Below are 14,671 nucleotides of genomic sequence, written 5' to 3'. Positions count from 1 at the left end.
GGCTCGATTGTCCCGTATGGGACCCCCGAGCCGGACAGCGGGTCAGTCGCGTTTGCAGATACGGTCCAGCAGGTTCGCCGTGGCCCGCTGGACACGGGGGTCCACATGGCCCGGACGGTCCAGGGCCGGGGACCAGGCGAAGGTGCCGGCGGCGAAGACCCAGGCGCCCGAAGGAGCGCGGTACAGGGACGTCTCCTGGTGGCGCAGGACGCCGTCGCCGTCGGTGTAGGGGGAGTGGGCGAGCAGGACGCGTTCCTCGTGCGCGGGCAGCGGGGCACGCGGGAAGTACCGGTCGGCCTCGCCCGCCACCAGGCCGGGGATCTCGTCGCCCTCGTGCGCGCCGGTCGCCTCCCACAGCCAGTGGTCGGCGTTGCGGACGATCAGCGGATGCGGCTCCGGCACCCGGCCCGCGTACTGGATGCCGAGCAGCTGCTGCTCGGGCCGGTCGATCTCGCGCCACAGCACGGGCTTTCCGGGACCCTTGCGCTTGCGGCAGGTCAGCAGCCGGTCCGGGACGCCGGACGGGGACGGGCCAAGCTCCACCCGCCAGTACATGGTGTTGGCGGAGAGGAAGACCAGCGAGCTGCCCCGGTCCCGGGCCTCCTCCACGGCCCGGCGCATCGGCACCGACCAGTACTCGTCGTGCCCCGGGAAGACCAGGCCCCGGTACCGGCCGGGATCGACCCGGCCGGCGTGCAGATCGCGGGCCTCGGCGTAGGCGAGGTCGTAGCCGTAGCGCTCGGCCCAGCGGATGAAGTCGTAGGCGTGCCCGACGTGCAGCGGCAGTCCCGCGCCTGCGTACGGCCGGTCGAAGGAGACCGTCGTCGCCGCGTCCGCCTCGCCGAGGAGACGGCCCTTCTCGTCCCAGGCGTGGTAGAGGCTCGCGCCGGTACGGCCGTCCTCCGGATACAGGTTGTACGCCTGCCAGGTGATGTCCGGCAGCAGCAGGAGCAGGTCGGCGGGGTGGTCGTCGCGGATCGTGAACGGCACGTGGGAGCGGTAGCCGTCGGTGGTGGTGAGGACGGCGACGTAGGCCCCGATGCGCCAGTGCGAGGGCACCTGGAGACGCCAGGACAGCCACCAGTGGTGGCAGGAGACCGTGCGGTCGGCGGCCAGCGGCGGGGGCTGGACGATGCCGGACAGCCGCGGGCTGGTGGTGATCTTCGCTGCGCCGTCGCCGCCGTAGTGGCCGATCCGGTAGATGTCGACGCCGAACTCCTGCGGCGGGTCGACCGTGATGTGGAAGTCGATCGCCTCGCCGGGCGAGACGGCGCCGGTGGAGACGAAGCCCTTGATCTGGCGGTGCACGTCGTCGGACGCGCGGGGGCCGGGTACGCGCGGGGCGGGGCCGGCGCCGGTGCGCACCTGCGCACTCGGGTCGACGTACCAGGGCACGACGTGACCGGTGTCGTCGAAGTAGGTCTCGCTGCCGCGCAGCCAGGGCACCGGGCCCTGTCCGAAGGGATCCGTGACGGCGTGCGCGAGCGCTCCGGACTCCCAGCGCCGGATGTGGTCCGAGGCCATGATCGCTCCCCTCCCTCGTCCCCCGTTGTCGTCCTGTCCCGGTGGCGGTCGCCGTACCCGCTGTCCTCGTGGTGCGCAGCTGTGCTCGGTGATGCCGGTCGTGCTCGGGCGTGCTGTCGTATGTCGCTCGCTCTTGCCAAGTGCGTGGTCGCTCCCAGCACATCACATAACGCACGGGCTCGGTCACTAGTCGTTGCGAATTGACCTGAAGTGGAAGACGGGACTCCCGTTCGACGGGCTCGCGAGAGCGTGGGTGGGGGCGGCGGAGGGCGGCGTCGGAGGGGTCTGTTGGGGCCTCGGCCGGGGGCCTCGGAAGGGCTTGAACACGGCCCCGGGAAACCGGGGGCTCCTCGGCGGCCCGCCTGCAAGGTCTCGCGGAGGCCTGGCAGGTCGCCGGGCTGGCGGTTGGCCTCGCGGTGCGGGCTCGGAGGGCTGCGACGCCGCCTCAGACGAGCCGTACGGGCTTTTCGGGACGTATTCCGGAGGCGGCCAGCCAGTCGCGCAGCGGGCCCGGGTCCCCCTCCTCGATCAGGCGGAGCACCCTGGCAGTGAGATCGGCGGCCCGTTCGCCGCCGAGCAGGAGGGCGGGACCGTCCAGCCAGTCCAGGGCGGGGACCGCGCCGGCGGTGTCGACGGCCGCGCAGCACACCATCGCGGTGACGTGCTCGGTGAGCAAGTCGCGTGCGCTGCGCGGGGGTTGCAGCGGGAAGAGCGGCAGGCCGCCGTCGTCCCACAGGCTGCGCTCGGTGCTCTGGCCGGTGGCGGTCGCGCCGGTTCCCGGCGTACGGGCCTCCTCGCGGGCCAGCTCGGCGGTCAGACCGGCGGCGAGGATGGCGCTGCGCTCGGTGCCGGGAGATTCGTCGGCCACCGGTTCCGGCTCGGCTTCGGGAGGTGCCTGGGGGTGTCCGGCGCGGGCGTCGTCCGGCCCGGAATCGCCGGGTCCCCGGGGGAGATCGACATGGGCGACATCCGGTCCCGAATCACCGGGACCCTGCGGGAGATCGACATGAGCGACGCCCGGCCCGGAATCGTAGAGCGCCTGCGAGCCCTCCGCACGGACAGCCTCCCGCTCGGAATCACCGGATCCCCCGCCGGGAGCCTGCGAGCCCTCCGCACGGATGGCGTCCGGCTCGGAATCACCGGACCCCTGCGGGAGATCGGCACGGGCGACGTCAGGCTCCGGGGCGCCTTCGGTGCGGATTCGCCTGCCGTCCGCACCGCTCGTGCCGCTTTCGTCGTCGGGCGTGGTGGGCCGCGGGTTCTCGGCGGCTTGCGGGTGGGATGGTGGGGTCTGGGCGGTGGTGGCGTGCGGGACGGGGGCGGGAGCCTTCGATATCGCCGCGTGCCTGTCCGGCTCGGTGAGGTGGTCCAGGACCCGGGCCAGGGTGGCGCCGCCGGGCTCGGGGACCGTGGGGTCGTGGGAGGGGCGGACGCCGAGGGAGTCCAGGACCCGGTGCAGGCGGGCCGCGTTGGCGCGCCAGGTGCGGTCCACGACCTCCTCCGGATACGTCTGCCAGTCCACCGGCGCCCAGCCCGGGCCGGGCTCCGCCGGGCCGCCGTGGAAGAGGCGGGCGGCGAGGAGGGACGCGGCCTCGTCCACCGCGCCCGGCTCCTCCAGGAGGTCGCACGCGGGACGCTCGCCGAGCCGGGAGGTGAAGCCCTCGGCCAGTCGGTCGCGCCGGGACAGCTCGGTGAGCGCCGCCACCACGCCCGCGTCCAGCCCGGAGGGCCAGCGGCCCATCCGCCAGGCGGGCAGCGCGACCCGGGTCAGCAGCCGGTCCCAGCCGGCGTAGGCGAGGCCGACCTGCTCCTGGGCTACGATCCGCAGGCCGTAGTCGACGGCCTGGGCGCGCTCGGCCGCCGCCGCGGCGACCCCGCGCTCCATCAGCGTCGCGTGCTCCCGGCAGCCGCGCAGCAGCAGCCGGGCCACCCAGCCGAGGGCCGCGCAGACGCCACGGGTCAGCGGGCAGCGACCCGGTGTCGAGGCGACCGCGACCGCCGCGTCCAGACCGCGCACGAAGCGCCGGGCGGCCGCTATGTCGGGGTGCGCCGAAGGGCCCGTACCGGCGATGACCGGGGCGAGGACCGCGCGCAGCTCGCCGACCCGCATCCACCACAGGAACGGGGAGCCGATGACGAGCACGGGGGCGGCGGGGGCACGGCGGCGGCCCGGGCCCGCCGGCTCGTCCTCGCCGGACGCGCGGCGCGACGGCGGGCCGTGCGCCGAGTGTGTGCGGTCCTCCAGCCAGCTGTCGCAGTCCGGGGTGAGCGCTATGGCCGAGGGAGCCGGCACGTCCAGCCGGTCGGCGAGGTCGCGCACCATCCGGTACAGATCCGGGGCGGACTCCTCCGGGATCGGCACCGTGGGGCTGACGGCGGGGCGGGCCCACGCCACGACCAGGGCGATACCGGCCGCGGCCAGCAGCACCAGCACGGCGAGCACGCCCACGACCAGGCGGACCGTGTCCCAGCCCGGGCCGACGAAGTGGCCGGTCGCACCGCCCGCCAGCAGGATCACCGCGGCGGCCGCGGGCAGCACGGCCACGGCCAGCGCCCGGCCCCGGACCCGCAGGACGGCCAGGGCCCGGGAGCGTGCGGCCTGTGCGCCCAACTCCGCACCGATTCCGGTCACGTCCCGCGCTCACCCCCTCGCTGCCGGTGCCGTGCTCTCCTGGTGATGCTCACTCCCCCACTGTGGCACCCGCCACTGACATCGCAATGCCGGTGGGCCAAGTGCCGGAATGCTTGCGCGGCACCCTAGTTGGGGCCCCGGCCCCCGTCAGCCGTATGGCTGATTGCCCACTCGATGGAATGGCTTTGGTCAGAGGTGGATGACAGACAGCAAAGATCAGGCCCCGAATCGGGGATCCGGGGCCTGGGTACGGCTGCTGCGCGCCGGGACGGCGCGCGGGGAACGCAGGTCAGGCGGTGGCGGCCTGGTCTGCCTCGGCCGCCTCCGCCGCCTTCGCGGCGATGTCGGTGCGGTGCTGGGAGCCGTCCAGACGGATCCGGCCCACCGCCCGGTAGGCCCGCTCACGGGCCTCGGTCAGGTCCGTGCCGGTGGCGGTGACGGACAGCACGCGCCCGCCCGCGCTGACCACGCGGTCGCCGTCCCCCTTGGTGCCGGCGTGCAGCACGTACGCGTGCGGGGCGTCCTCGGCGGCCACCTCGTCCAGACCCGTGATCGGGTCACCGGTGCGAGGGGTGCCGGGGTAGTTGTGCGAGGCGACGACGACCGTGACGGCCGCGTCCTCGCTCCAGCGCAGGGGCTCCAGGTCGGCGAGGTGGCCGGTGGCGGCGGCCATCAGCAGGCCGGCCAGCGGGGTCTTCAGCCGGGCCAGCACGACCTGGGTCTCCGGGTCGCCGAAGCGCGCATTGAACTCGATCACGCGGACACCGCGGCTGGTGATGGCCAGGCCCGCGTAGAGCAGACCGGAGAAGGGGGTGCCGCGGCGGTGCAGTTCGTCGACGGTCGGCTGCAGGACCGTCTGGAGCACCTCGTCGACCAGCTTCGGGTCGGCCCAGGGCAGCGGGGAGTACGCGCCCATGCCGCCCGTGTTCGGGCCCTCGTCTCCGTCGAGGGCCCGCTTGAAGTCCTGGGCGGGCTGGAGCGGTACGACCGTCTCGCCGTCGGTGACCGCGAAGAGCGACACCTCGGGGCCGTCGAGGAACTCCTCGATGACGACCCGGTCGCAGGCGGCGGCGTGCGCCCTGGCGGCGTCCAGGTCGCCGGTGACGACGACACCCTTGCCGGCGGCGAGACCGTCGTCCTTGACGACGTAGGGAGCACCGAAGGCGTCGAGCGCCTCGGCGACCTCCTCGGCGGTGGTGCAGACGTACGACCGGGCGGTCGGCACCCCGGCCGCCGCCATGACGTCCTTGGCGAAGGCCTTGGAGCCCTCCAGCTGCGCGGCCTCCTTCGACGGGCCGAACACCGGGATGCCCGCCGCACGCACGGCGTCGGCCACGCCGGCGACCAGCGGGGCCTCCGGGCCGACGACGACCAGGTCGGCACGGAGGCCTGTGGCCAGCTCGGCGACCGCGTTGCCGTCGAGCGCGTCGACGGGGTGCAGCTCGGCCACCTCGGCGATGCCGGCGTTGCCGGGGGCGCAGTGCAGCGCGGTGACGTCGGGGTCGAGGGACAGGGAACGGCACAGGGCGTGTTCGCGGGCGCCGCCGCCGATGACAAGGACCTTCACGGGGGCCAGCCTAATGGCAAGGTCGCCGAAGGCCGGGAGCCGGGTTTGTTGGGCTTTCCTCCAAAGGACGCCCGGTGCCTGGGCGACGCTCCTGGTGGCCCCGTCCCGGACCGCGGGTTCCCCCTGCCACCCGTACACCAGACTCGGTCGGCCCGCTCGGGGGTGGCGCGGCGTGGGACGGGAGGCCGGCCCGGTCGGCGCGGGCATCCGCCGCTCGCGGCTCGGGGGCGCGGCGGGGCGCAGGCTCGGCGAGCAGGTGGAACCCAAGGGCCGACCGCTCGGACAGCTCCCTGTGAAACAAGGTGCGGCGGCGAGTCGGGCGGCGCGGTGCGCAGGAAGCCCGCGACTCGGGCGAGCCACGGCACCCGCCGCCCGGCCGGCTACTCGTTCGAGAACTCCTCCACCACCGTCGCCCCCAGCTCCCGGACGATCAGTTCGTGGCCGGAGAGGGCCGACTCGTCCAGGTCGGGGTCGTCGTCCTCGGGAATGTCGTCCTCGGGGGCGACCGGCGGGGGCTCGGAGGCGGGGCGGGGGGCGGCGGCGGGCGCTGCCGGGGCACTCGCGGGGCGTGGCTGCGGGGTCGCGGGCACCTCCGGGGCCGACTGGGGAGCGGCCGGGCGGGATGCGGCCGGGGCTCCGTGGCCACCGGCACCGCCGGCGGCCGCGCCGCCGAAGCCGCCTCCGCCGCCGAAGCCCGAGCCCGCGGCGGACGCGGGCGTGGGACCGCCGCCGGACGGGTCGACGATCGCCTCGATCTTCCACTGCACGTTGAACTGCTCGGCCAGCGCTGCCCGCAGCACGTCCTCGCTGCCGCTGCCGGCGAAGTTGTCCCGCGCACCGGCGTTGACGAAGCCGAGTTGGAGGGTGGTGCCGTCGAACCCGGCCACCTGGGCGTTCTGGCTGAGCAGGATCCAGGTGAAGCGGCGGCGGTTCTTGACCGCCTCCAGGATGTTCGGCCAGAGCATGCGGGGGTCGAGGCCACCGGCGGGGGCGGCGGCGGGCGCTGCGGGGGATGCCGGGCTCGCGGTGGGTGCCGAGGGCTGCCGGACCGCCGGGGAGCGGCCCGGGGCCTGGCTCTGCGGCGCGCCGCCCGCCGGTGCCGCGGCCGTGGGCCAGCCACCGGGGCGCCGGCCGCTTCCGGCGGCCGCGGGCGTCGGCCACGCGCCTGGAGCGGAGGCACTGTCGGCCGGAGCCGGAGCCGGTGCCTGGGCTGCGGGGGCGGGAGCGGAGGCCGCCGGGCCGGGCGAGGCAGGCGCCGCCGGAGAAGGGGCCGGAGACGGTACCGGCGCCATGGGACCTGTGGGCGCGGGAGCGGCCGCGGCCGGACCACCGGCGCCGGGACCACCGGCGCCGGGACCACCCGGGCCGGGACCACCCGGGCCGGAACCGCCGGTGCCGGAGCCACCGGACCCGGGGCCATCCGCTCCGGGACCGCCGACGCCCGGTCCCCCGACCCCGGGTCCGCCGGCCGCCCGGGCCGCCGCGCGGGCCGCCGCGGGTCCGCTTCCGGGGGGGACGGGCGGCATCGGGGCGCCGCCGTGGGCCTCCGGCCCGGGGACGTATCCCATGACGGGCGCGCCGGTGCCGGCCGAGAAGTGGACGCCGCGCTCGAGGCGGTCGAGGCGGGCCATCACCGAACGCTCGTCGCCGTATGCGGCGGGGAGCAGCACGCGGGCGCAGATCAGTTCCAGCTGGAGACGGGGCGAGGTGGCGCCGCGCATCTCGGTCAGGCCCTCGTTGACGAGGTCGGCGGCGCGGCTCAGCTCGGCTGCGCCGAAGGTGGAGGCCTGAGCCTGCATCCGCTCCAGGACGTCGGCCGGTGCGTCCAGCAGCCCCTTCTCCACGGCGTCCGGCACGGCGGCGAGGATCACCAGGTCGCGCAGCCGCTCCAGCAGGTCGGCGACGAAGCGGCGCGGGTCGTTGCCCCCCTCGATGACACGGTCGACGACCTCGAAGGCGGCGGCGCCGTCACCGGTGGCGAAGGCCTCGACGACGGAGTCGAGGAGGGAGCCGTCGGTGTACCCGAGGAGGGAGGTCGCCATGGCGTACGTCACACCCTCCTCACCGGCACCGGCAAGGAGCTGGTCCATGACGGACATGGAGTCACGCACGGACCCGGCGCCGGCGCGCACGACCAGCGGGAGGACGCCCTCCTCGACCGGGATGTCCTCCTTCTGGCACACCTCGGCGAGGTAGTCCCGCAGGGTGCCCGGCGGGACGAGCCGGAAGGGGTAGTGGTGGGTCCGCGACCGGATCGTGCCGATGACCTTCTCGGGCTCGGTGGTCGCGAAGATGAACTTCAGATGCTCCGGCGGCTCCTCGACGACCTTCAGCAGCGCGTTGAAGCCGGCCGACGTGACCATGTGGGCCTCGTCGATGATGTAGATCTTGTAGCGGCTGGCGGCGGGGCCGAAGAACGCCTTCTCGCGCAGCTCTCGGGCGTCGTCCACACCACCGTGAGAGGCCGCGTCGATCTCGATGACGTCGATCGAGCCGGGCCCGTTGCGTGCGAGGTCCCGGCAGGACTGGCACTCGCCGCAGGGGGTCGGGGTGGAACCTTTTTCACAGTTGAGGCAGCGGGCGAGGATCCGTGCGCTGGTCGTCTTGCCGCAGCCGCGCGGACCGCTGAACAGGTACGCGTGATTGACCCGGTTGTTCCGCAGCGCCTGCTGCAGTGGGTCGGTGACATGCTCCTGCCCGATGACCTCGGCAAAGGTCTCCGGACGATAGCGGCGGTACAGCGCGAGAGACGACACGCATACGAGGTTATAGGCGGCCACTGACAACCGGTCCCGGCCACGGATCCCGGGAACGCAAGCGCCCCCCACGCACCCGCCAGAGCCAACCTACCCTTGCTGCCTTCCGGCCCTGGGGGAGTTCAGTCAGATAGCGCCGCGTGAGGGGCTGCGGCCCAGAGTACCCGATCGCGGCGGGCGGGCCGCAATCGACGGGGGCCTGCGAGAACGGGTTCGCGAGCACTCCCCTCGGTCATGTAATGTTTCCGGCGGAGGATTCGCCTAGAGGCCTAGGGCGCACGCTTGGAAAGCGTGTTGGGGGCAACCCCTCACGAGTTCGAATCTCGTATCCTCCGCAGCCGCCTGACCAGGCGAAATGGGCAGCCGAGCCGCAATGCGCGGTTCGGCTGCTCGACGTTGCCTGGTCTCAGTTTTGGTCTCATTCATTTCCGGCATTCCGGATATTTAACTCACGCGGCAGCTGTCCTTCTGTCGATGATCAGCAGTCATGTGTCTACGCACGCCCCGCACCCGGCCCGAGGTGCCCCGAAGTGGCTCTCCTCGCGCCATCAGGCCAGCGGGTAGCCCAGGGCCACTGCGGCCTTGCGGAACGCCGGCAGGCGGTCGGGGGAGACCGCGAGATGCCGCTCTCCGATGCGAGTACACAGCGCGCGCAGACGGCGGTCGCTGATGACGAGGGCGGCCAGTGCCTGGTCCACGCACTCGATGAGATGGACCTGACCTGCGTCGCGGAGCCGACCGATGCGGCGAGCGGTGTCGTCGAGCAGGGTGGTGACGGTCTGCGGTACGGGGTGCGAACCGGCCTGGTTCAGGTAGCCACGGAGTTCGTCGAGGGTGTGCCCGTGATCGAGGGCGTGCAGGAGAGAGGCGGTGGTGAGCGTCCAGACCCGGTCGGCCTTCCGATGGCAGAAGGCGTTCAGGAGGAGGGCGTCGGCGGAGGGCAGCCCGTCGAGGGCGACGATGTCGGAGTTCGCCAGGACGGTGACCGTGCCCGTAGGAGCGGCCGAGGCGGGGACCCGGGCAGGGGCGTAGTCGTCCGTGAGGCCGGCGGCGTGGGCGCCCAGGGGATTGAGGCGGAGTGCGGACAGGCCGTCGTAGCGGCTGAGCTGGTCGAGGTAGTCGCCGCCCCAGTTCTCCCGGTAGTCGTCGCGGGCGCCCGCCGCGGGGACGTACCCGATGTCGATGAGGCCGAGCGTGGCGGCGTACTCGAAGAGCACCGCCAGGGTGTACCGGCCCTGGAGGAGAGACCAGCCGTGGTGGCCGTCGTAGCCGAGGCTGCCGTACTGCGGATCCTCCAGGTACAGCTTCCACAAGGCGCGTTCACCGCGATGGACGACTGGATCCAGACCGGCCGCGCGCATGTCTGTGAACAGGCCGTCGACGGATGTCCACTCACCCGGGGTAAGGCCGGCCAGTGCCTGGCCGACGAGCTTGCGGCGCGGTTTGGCGGCGGTCAGGACGTTCGCCGAGCGCTGGCCCTTGATCTCCTCGACGCGGCAGAACTCGTCCAGGAGGCTGTTGTTCAGCCAGCGCTTCCACAGCTGGGCGATGGTCAGATGAGGTGGCCGGGTCAGCGCGGACCGTCCGCGCGGGGTCAGCGCCAGCCGGCCGCCGGTGAGCTGGGCGAGGCCGCCTGCCTGGAGCAGCATCGGCCAGGCGAAGGCGGCGATGGTCTCGTGCGGATAGAAGTCGCCGCCGTCCAGGACATCTGTCACCGCCGAGACGGTGGCGGCGCTGGGGCGGCGGGTCTTCTCGCTGCACCGCAGCTTCCCCGTGATGCACAGGCGCAGCACCGACAGCAGGTTGGCCTGCGCCTCGTGCTCGGTGTGCCGGACTTGTGGAGTGTCGGTTGGTTCCTGCTGCTGTTCGACCGGTATCACTGCTTGCGCTTCCCGTTTCGTGCCGCTCGCGTGCCTACAGGTGGGCAACGTAGTCGTAGTTGCCCGGGCCGCAGGTGCGTTCGAGGGTCTGGAGCACGTTGCGCGGGCTGTCGTAGGGGCCGGAGAAGTAGAACGGCTTGCCGTCCCGGCCGAAGCCGATGGCGGGCCGGTCGCCGGGCGGGGAGCCCAGGTGCCTTGCGGCGTCGGCGAAGCCACTCGCGGGCTCGAAGCCGAGACCGCGGGCGTAGGCGACCGCGTCGTGCACGATCGTTTGCGCCTGCTCCACGCCGATGGGCAGCGGCCGGTGATCGAAGGCCGAGTAGTACGTCGGTACGTACGTGGTCAGGGATCCGGAGCCCATCACCTCGGGGTCGGTGACGTTCTTGACCCCCAGGCAGTACACATCCACCAGGAACCCGGTGACGGTCACCCTGCTGGCACGTTCCTGGCGGGCCAAGAGAATCTGGGCGAAGCCGCCTCTGCCCGGTTCCGGTCTCTGGCCGAGAGGATCGGCCGCCGCCCACGCCGTGGCCCCGGCCATGTCCAGTCCCGCGCTCCAGCCCGCGTTGACCCAGCAGCCCACCACCGGCCGCTCATCCGGCGCGATGTTCGCCTGTGCCGCTTCGGCGGCCTGTCTCACCAGCGCCGCGGCCTGGGACGGGCGCAGCCCCAGCGCCTTCGCAATCTGCTTCGGAGCTCTGCCGCGCTCCCTCAACTCTCTTACCCGGACCAGCAGTTCCTCGTCACGCATTACCACCGTCACAGTCTGCCACTTCCAGGGTGCCCGCTGTGCATCAGACGGCGCGTCGGCGGTACTGCCATCCTGGGTTCGGTCATCACGGGACACGAACCGGAACGGGAAGATCAGCATGAGCGAGACAGCGGGCACGACCGCCGAACAGGTGCGAGCGCTGGTCGACTGGGTCGGCGCGGGCCGCAAGCTGACCCAGACCGGCCGGGTGACGCTCGCCGACGCGCGAGCACTGGTTGAGATTCTGGACACCGGCGACCGCATGGACCCCGTGATCGGGGACCGCACGTTCAAGACAAAGTCCAGCGAGGAGTTGTACGGCCTCACACTGCTGGTCGAGTGGGCCAAGGCAGCGCGGCTGCTGCGGACCGCGGGTGGGCGCCTGCTGCCGGTGAAGAAGAACGCCAAGCTCGTTGACCGCCCCGACGAACTGCGTGCCGCGCTGTTCGCCGCACTGCCGCGCATCGGGCCGGCCGTGACGATCTCCGGCTGGACGGAGTCCCTGCTCGCGTACGAGTACGACCGCGGCCTGCGCGCGCTGTTGCACCGCCTGTACGCGGCCACGGCCCCGGTGCCGCTCAGTGACCTGTACGACGTGGTGTGGCAGGCGGTCAGTCCGCTGTACGTGCTCGACGGCCTTTCCCCCGACAGTCTCGGGCATCTGCGTACCGCGGGCGACCACGACGTTCAACGGGTCCTGAAGGCCCTCGCCTCCCTGGGAGCTCTCCATCTCACCCAGGACAGCGTGGAGTTGACGGCGGTCGGCCGCACCGGGACGGCACGGATGCGCGGCGAGCCCGGGCCCGGCGACGCGGTGTTGCGGATCCTTGTCGAGCTCGCCGACGTGGACGGCCCCCGGGTGTGGCGGCGGCTGCTCGTGCCCGCCACGATCCGGCTTGACCGGCTTCACTCCGTGATCCAGGAAGCGATGGGCTGGCACGACCGCCACCTGCACGCGTTCACCATCGACGGCGTCCAGTACGGGCGCCCCGACGGCGAACTCGGATTCCGTGACGAGGGCACCGCCGCACTGGGCGCCCTGCTCAAGCCAGGCGCCCACTTCGCGTACGTGTACGACTTCGGGGACTCCTGGGAGCACCTCATCACCGTGGAGCAGCTCCAGACCGCCGAAGCCGGAGGACACTACCCGCGCTGCGTGGACGGCGCCGGGGCGTGCCCGCCCGAGGACTGCGGCGGCGCCCCCGGCTACAGCGATCTCAAAGTGATCCTCGCCGACCCGGCGCACGAGGAACACCAGGCCATGCTGGAGTGGCTCGGCCTTCGATCCGCCACGGAATTCGCCCCTGGCCGTTTCTCGTCGGACGAGGCCAACGCGCGACTTCTGAGCCTCACGGCACCTTGAAAGGCATGAAAGACGAGCCGTCCAGCCACGCCACCTTTCGCGACACGCACTGGTAAGGGGGCCAATACCAGGAGTATGGTCTCCTGTATGGCGAGGACCAAGAAGGTAACGGTGACGATTCCCGAGGATCTCCTGGACGAGATCCGCGCGGAGGCGGCAGAGCGGGGCCTGTCCGCATACGTCGCCGAGGCCCTGCGCTTCAAGCGCGACCGGGACCGGCTGCGCGAACTGTCCGACTGGCTGCAGGAGGAACACGGCCCCCTCAGCCAGGATGAGCGCACGACCTCGCTGGAGGAACTGGAGGAACTCGATGCCGAGCACGAGCGCCGCCGCGCCGCCACAAGCCGCAATGCCGGAGAGGCCGCGTGAAGAAGCGGGCCACCGAGCAGAGGCAGCGCCCCCTGCGCGTCTTCGTACTCGACTGCGAAGCCCTGTCCCTGGCCGTGCGCGGCGACCGGAAGATGATCGCCTGGCTCGACCTCGCGGCACGGGGTGAGGCCGAGGTGGTGACTTCCCCGATGACACTGGTCGAGGCGTACGACGGCAGAACCACCGAGCAGCGCTGGGACTGGGTGCTCTCGCGGCTCAAGGTCGCCGACATCGGAAAGGACGAGGCACGCCAGGCCCGCCGCCTGTTGACTGACGCCAAGCTGCACGGCCACAAGTACGCGATCGACGCAGTGCTCGCCGTCATCGCACGCCAGCAGAAGGGGCAGGTCACCGTCTTCACCTCGGACGTGGACGACCTGGAGAGACTGGTTCCGGAGTCGATCGTCGTCAAGAAGGTGTGACCCGGCGCCCTGGTCTCGAACACCAAGACGAACATTCGGAAAGCGTGTTGGGGGCAACCCCCCCACGAGTTCGAATCTCGTATCCTCCGCCAGCTCAGAGGACCGGACCGCACCAGCGGTCCGGTCCTCTGGCGTTCGTCCGTCTCAGTAATCCGGGGGCCTGGCGGCTCCACCCCGTGGGCGTGAAAACCGGTGCGTCGCCGTCCGGCGGACGTCGAGGAAACTTGGTGCGATCCGAGCCTGTGTCTCAGTAGGACGCTGGGGGTCCATCGCCAGGCACCCGGATGTGTTGCTTCGAACACGTGAATCAGTTTCTCCCGCCTGCCGGACCCCCGCCGGCCGGTCACGCGCCCGCGGCTGTCACGGGATGGGGGGTGCCGGGGATGGATGTGATCCACGAACACTGTGCGGGGATCGACATCAGCAAGGTGGACGTGAAGGTGACGATCCGCGTGCCCGGTGCGGGCAAGCTCCGCCGCAGGGAGACCCGTACCTTCTCGTCGGCGAGGGGGATTGAGGCGGAGTAGGTACTTGCCGTCGAGGTTCTCCTCGGCCTTGATCTTCGCGGTGTCGATTCGGAGCTTGCCGGCCGGCGTGGTGCGCAGGTGGCGGTTGAGGCCGGACCTGCCGACGCTCTTGCCGCGCAGTTCGCCGCGCTTGAACTCGCTGAGCTTGTCGGTGTCCTCGGTCAGGAGGGTGAGCTGGGCAGGCGTCGGCTACACGGCGACGAGGCGCACGCGGTCGCCACAGAGCTTCGTCATGTCGTCGATGTCCGAGGTGAGCATGACGACCGGGCGGCGCTGACGCAGCGCCGTCTCGGCCACGGCGGCGTCGATGGCGTATTTGTGACCATGCAGCCCGGCGTTGACCAGCATGGCTGAGGCTGCCTTGGCCTCCTCGTCGCCGATGTGCACGATCCGCATACCGGACAGGACCCGGGCGAGCCGTGCCTTGTCGGTCCGACGATGCACAGCTTCGATGATGGTGAGTGCGCTGATGACCTCCATACCCCGCTTGCCGGCTTCGGCGATGAGGGCGACGACAGGCTCGTGCTCACTGACGAGCTTCGACAGGCCCTCACAGTCGAGAACGAGGGTGCCTTCGTGGCTCAGCTTGCGGCGGGCCACTGCCCCTCCTCGGCGAACACCTCGTCGAAGACCTGGCGTGCCCGCTCCTGCTCGTGCTCGGAGATCGGCCCCTGACGGCGTTCGTAGTCGGCCAGGTACTCATCGAGGATCTGACCGCGCAGCTCGCGCTCCACCGCTTCGGTGATGAACGCGGAGAACTCACGCCTGCCGACCCGTCGGCGGATCGCCTCCGCCGTCCCCTCGGGGAGGGAGAGACTGACCCTGGTGGCCGGCCCCTCGCCGACGTTGTGAGGAATCTCGCTCACGGGATCGACATCAT

The 14,671-nt window shown here is 72.1% G+C and carries 12 protein-coding genes, 1 tRNA gene, 1 other RNA gene and 1 pseudogene; 5 read left to right on the top strand and 10 right to left on the bottom strand.

The window, feature by feature from the left end; genetic code table 11:
- Window positions 1–42: 42 nt before the first annotated feature.
- From AC5WRT_RS07185 to ffs, 5 genes are all read right to left on the bottom strand, one after another.
- Window positions 43–1,524, bottom strand: coding sequence for a N,N-dimethylformamidase beta subunit family domain-containing protein (locus tag AC5WRT_RS07185; protein ID WP_496092059.1), 1,482 nt, complete (start codon window positions 1,522–1,524; stop codon window positions 43–45).
- Between the two features lie 445 nt (window positions 1,525–1,969).
- Entirely contained in the window at window positions 1,970–4,156 is a 2,187-nt protein-coding gene (locus AC5WRT_RS07180) for a hypothetical protein (protein ID WP_496092060.1), read from the bottom strand.
- A gap of 289 nt (window positions 4,157–4,445) precedes the next feature.
- Window positions 4,446–5,723 (bottom strand): phosphoribosylamine--glycine ligase, encoded by a 1,278-nt coding sequence (gene purD, locus AC5WRT_RS07175; RefSeq protein ID WP_496092061.1) that lies wholly within the window; start codon window positions 5,721–5,723, stop codon window positions 4,446–4,448.
- Window positions 5,724–6,103: 380 nt separating this feature from the next.
- Window positions 6,104–8,479: a DNA polymerase III subunit gamma and tau gene (locus tag AC5WRT_RS07170; protein WP_496092062.1), complete on the bottom strand. Its 2,376-nt coding sequence runs from the start codon at window positions 8,477–8,479 to the stop codon at window positions 6,104–6,106.
- A 54-nt stretch (window positions 8,480–8,533) separates the two neighbouring features.
- An RNA gene (ffs, locus tag AC5WRT_RS07165) (signal recognition particle sRNA small type) lies at window positions 8,534–8,632 on the bottom strand.
- A gap of 97 nt (window positions 8,633–8,729) precedes the next feature.
- On the opposite strand from ffs, the gene AC5WRT_RS07160 reads away from it, so the two are divergent.
- Window positions 8,730–8,814 (top strand) — tRNA-Ser (locus tag AC5WRT_RS07160).
- Window positions 8,815–9,027: 213 nt separating this feature from the next.
- Here the strand turns inward: AC5WRT_RS07160 and AC5WRT_RS07155 are convergent.
- Both AC5WRT_RS07155 and AC5WRT_RS07150 read right to left on the bottom strand, forming a co-directional pair.
- Window positions 9,028–10,359: a helicase-associated domain-containing protein gene (locus tag AC5WRT_RS07155; protein WP_496092063.1), complete on the bottom strand. Its 1,332-nt coding sequence runs from the start codon at window positions 10,357–10,359 to the stop codon at window positions 9,028–9,030.
- Between the two features lie 34 nt (window positions 10,360–10,393).
- Complete coding sequence (locus tag AC5WRT_RS07150) at window positions 10,394–11,116, bottom strand: hypothetical protein (protein WP_496092064.1); 723 nt, start codon at window positions 11,114–11,116, stop codon at window positions 10,394–10,396.
- A 112-nt stretch (window positions 11,117–11,228) separates the two neighbouring features.
- Here AC5WRT_RS07150 and AC5WRT_RS07145 point away from each other — a divergent pair, with 112 nt between their 5' ends.
- The 4 genes from AC5WRT_RS07145 (at window position 11,229) to AC5WRT_RS07130 (ending at window position 13,791) form a co-directional block, all read left to right on the top strand.
- Window positions 11,229–12,473, top strand: a complete 1,245-nt coding sequence (locus tag AC5WRT_RS07145) for a plasmid pRiA4b ORF-3 family protein (RefSeq protein WP_496092065.1) — start codon at window positions 11,229–11,231, stop codon at window positions 12,471–12,473.
- A gap of 87 nt (window positions 12,474–12,560) precedes the next feature.
- Window positions 12,561–12,842, top strand: coding sequence for a CopG family transcriptional regulator (locus AC5WRT_RS07140; protein WP_496092066.1), 282 nt, complete (start codon window positions 12,561–12,563; stop codon window positions 12,840–12,842).
- The gene (locus tag AC5WRT_RS07135) at window positions 12,839–13,264 is read left to right on the top strand and encodes a PIN domain-containing protein (RefSeq protein ID WP_496092067.1); all 426 of its coding nucleotides are present in this window, start codon (window positions 12,839–12,841) and stop codon (window positions 13,262–13,264) included. Before AC5WRT_RS07140 ends, AC5WRT_RS07135 begins: the two co-directional genes overlap by 4 nt.
- Before the next feature lie 383 nt (window positions 13,265–13,647).
- Window positions 13,648–13,791 carry a hypothetical protein gene (locus tag AC5WRT_RS07130; protein ID WP_496092336.1) on the top strand — a complete coding sequence of 48 codons (144 nt, stop codon included), beginning with the start codon at window positions 13,648–13,650 and terminating at the stop codon, window positions 13,789–13,791.
- Here AC5WRT_RS07130 and AC5WRT_RS07125 read toward each other — a convergent pair.
- From AC5WRT_RS07125 to AC5WRT_RS07115, 3 genes and pseudogenes are all read right to left on the bottom strand, one after another.
- Window positions 13,771–13,971: pseudogene (locus AC5WRT_RS07125) on the bottom strand (IS1634 family transposase); the annotation flags it as partial. The gene AC5WRT_RS07130 and the pseudogene AC5WRT_RS07125 sit on opposite strands and share 21 nt — an antisense overlap.
- A 9-nt stretch (window positions 13,972–13,980) precedes the next feature.
- Window positions 13,981–14,391 (bottom strand): DNA-binding protein, encoded by a 411-nt coding sequence (locus AC5WRT_RS07120; protein WP_496092068.1) that lies wholly within the window; start codon window positions 14,389–14,391, stop codon window positions 13,981–13,983.
- The gene (locus AC5WRT_RS07115) at window positions 14,373–14,657 is read right to left on the bottom strand and encodes a hypothetical protein (RefSeq protein WP_496092069.1); all 285 of its coding nucleotides are present in this window, start codon (window positions 14,655–14,657) and stop codon (window positions 14,373–14,375) included. The genes AC5WRT_RS07120 and AC5WRT_RS07115 overlap by 19 nt, the downstream gene beginning before the upstream one ends.
- Between the last annotated feature and the right edge of the window lie 14 nt (window positions 14,658–14,671).

Source organism: Streptomyces sp. NTD91, assembly GCF_059510455.1.
The sequence above is the reverse complement of the archived record's forward strand: the minus strand, read 5'-3'. Positions and strand labels throughout refer to the sequence as shown.

Excerpts from the sequence above, each read along its gene's own strand:
- AC5WRT_RS07130 (WP_496092336.1), top strand. The coding sequence starts at position 13,648 with ATGGATGTGATCCACGAACACTGTGCGGGGATCGACATCAGCAAGGTG.
- AC5WRT_RS07145 (WP_496092065.1), top strand. The coding sequence starts at position 11,229 with ATGAGCGAGACAGCGGGCACGACCGCCGAACAGGTGCGAGCGCTGGTC.
- AC5WRT_RS07185 (WP_496092059.1), bottom strand. The coding sequence starts at position 1,524 with ATGGCCTCGGACCACATCCGGCGCTGGGAGTCCGGAGCGCTCGCGCAC.
- AC5WRT_RS07140 (WP_496092066.1), top strand. The coding sequence starts at position 12,561 with ATGGCGAGGACCAAGAAGGTAACGGTGACGATTCCCGAGGATCTCCTG.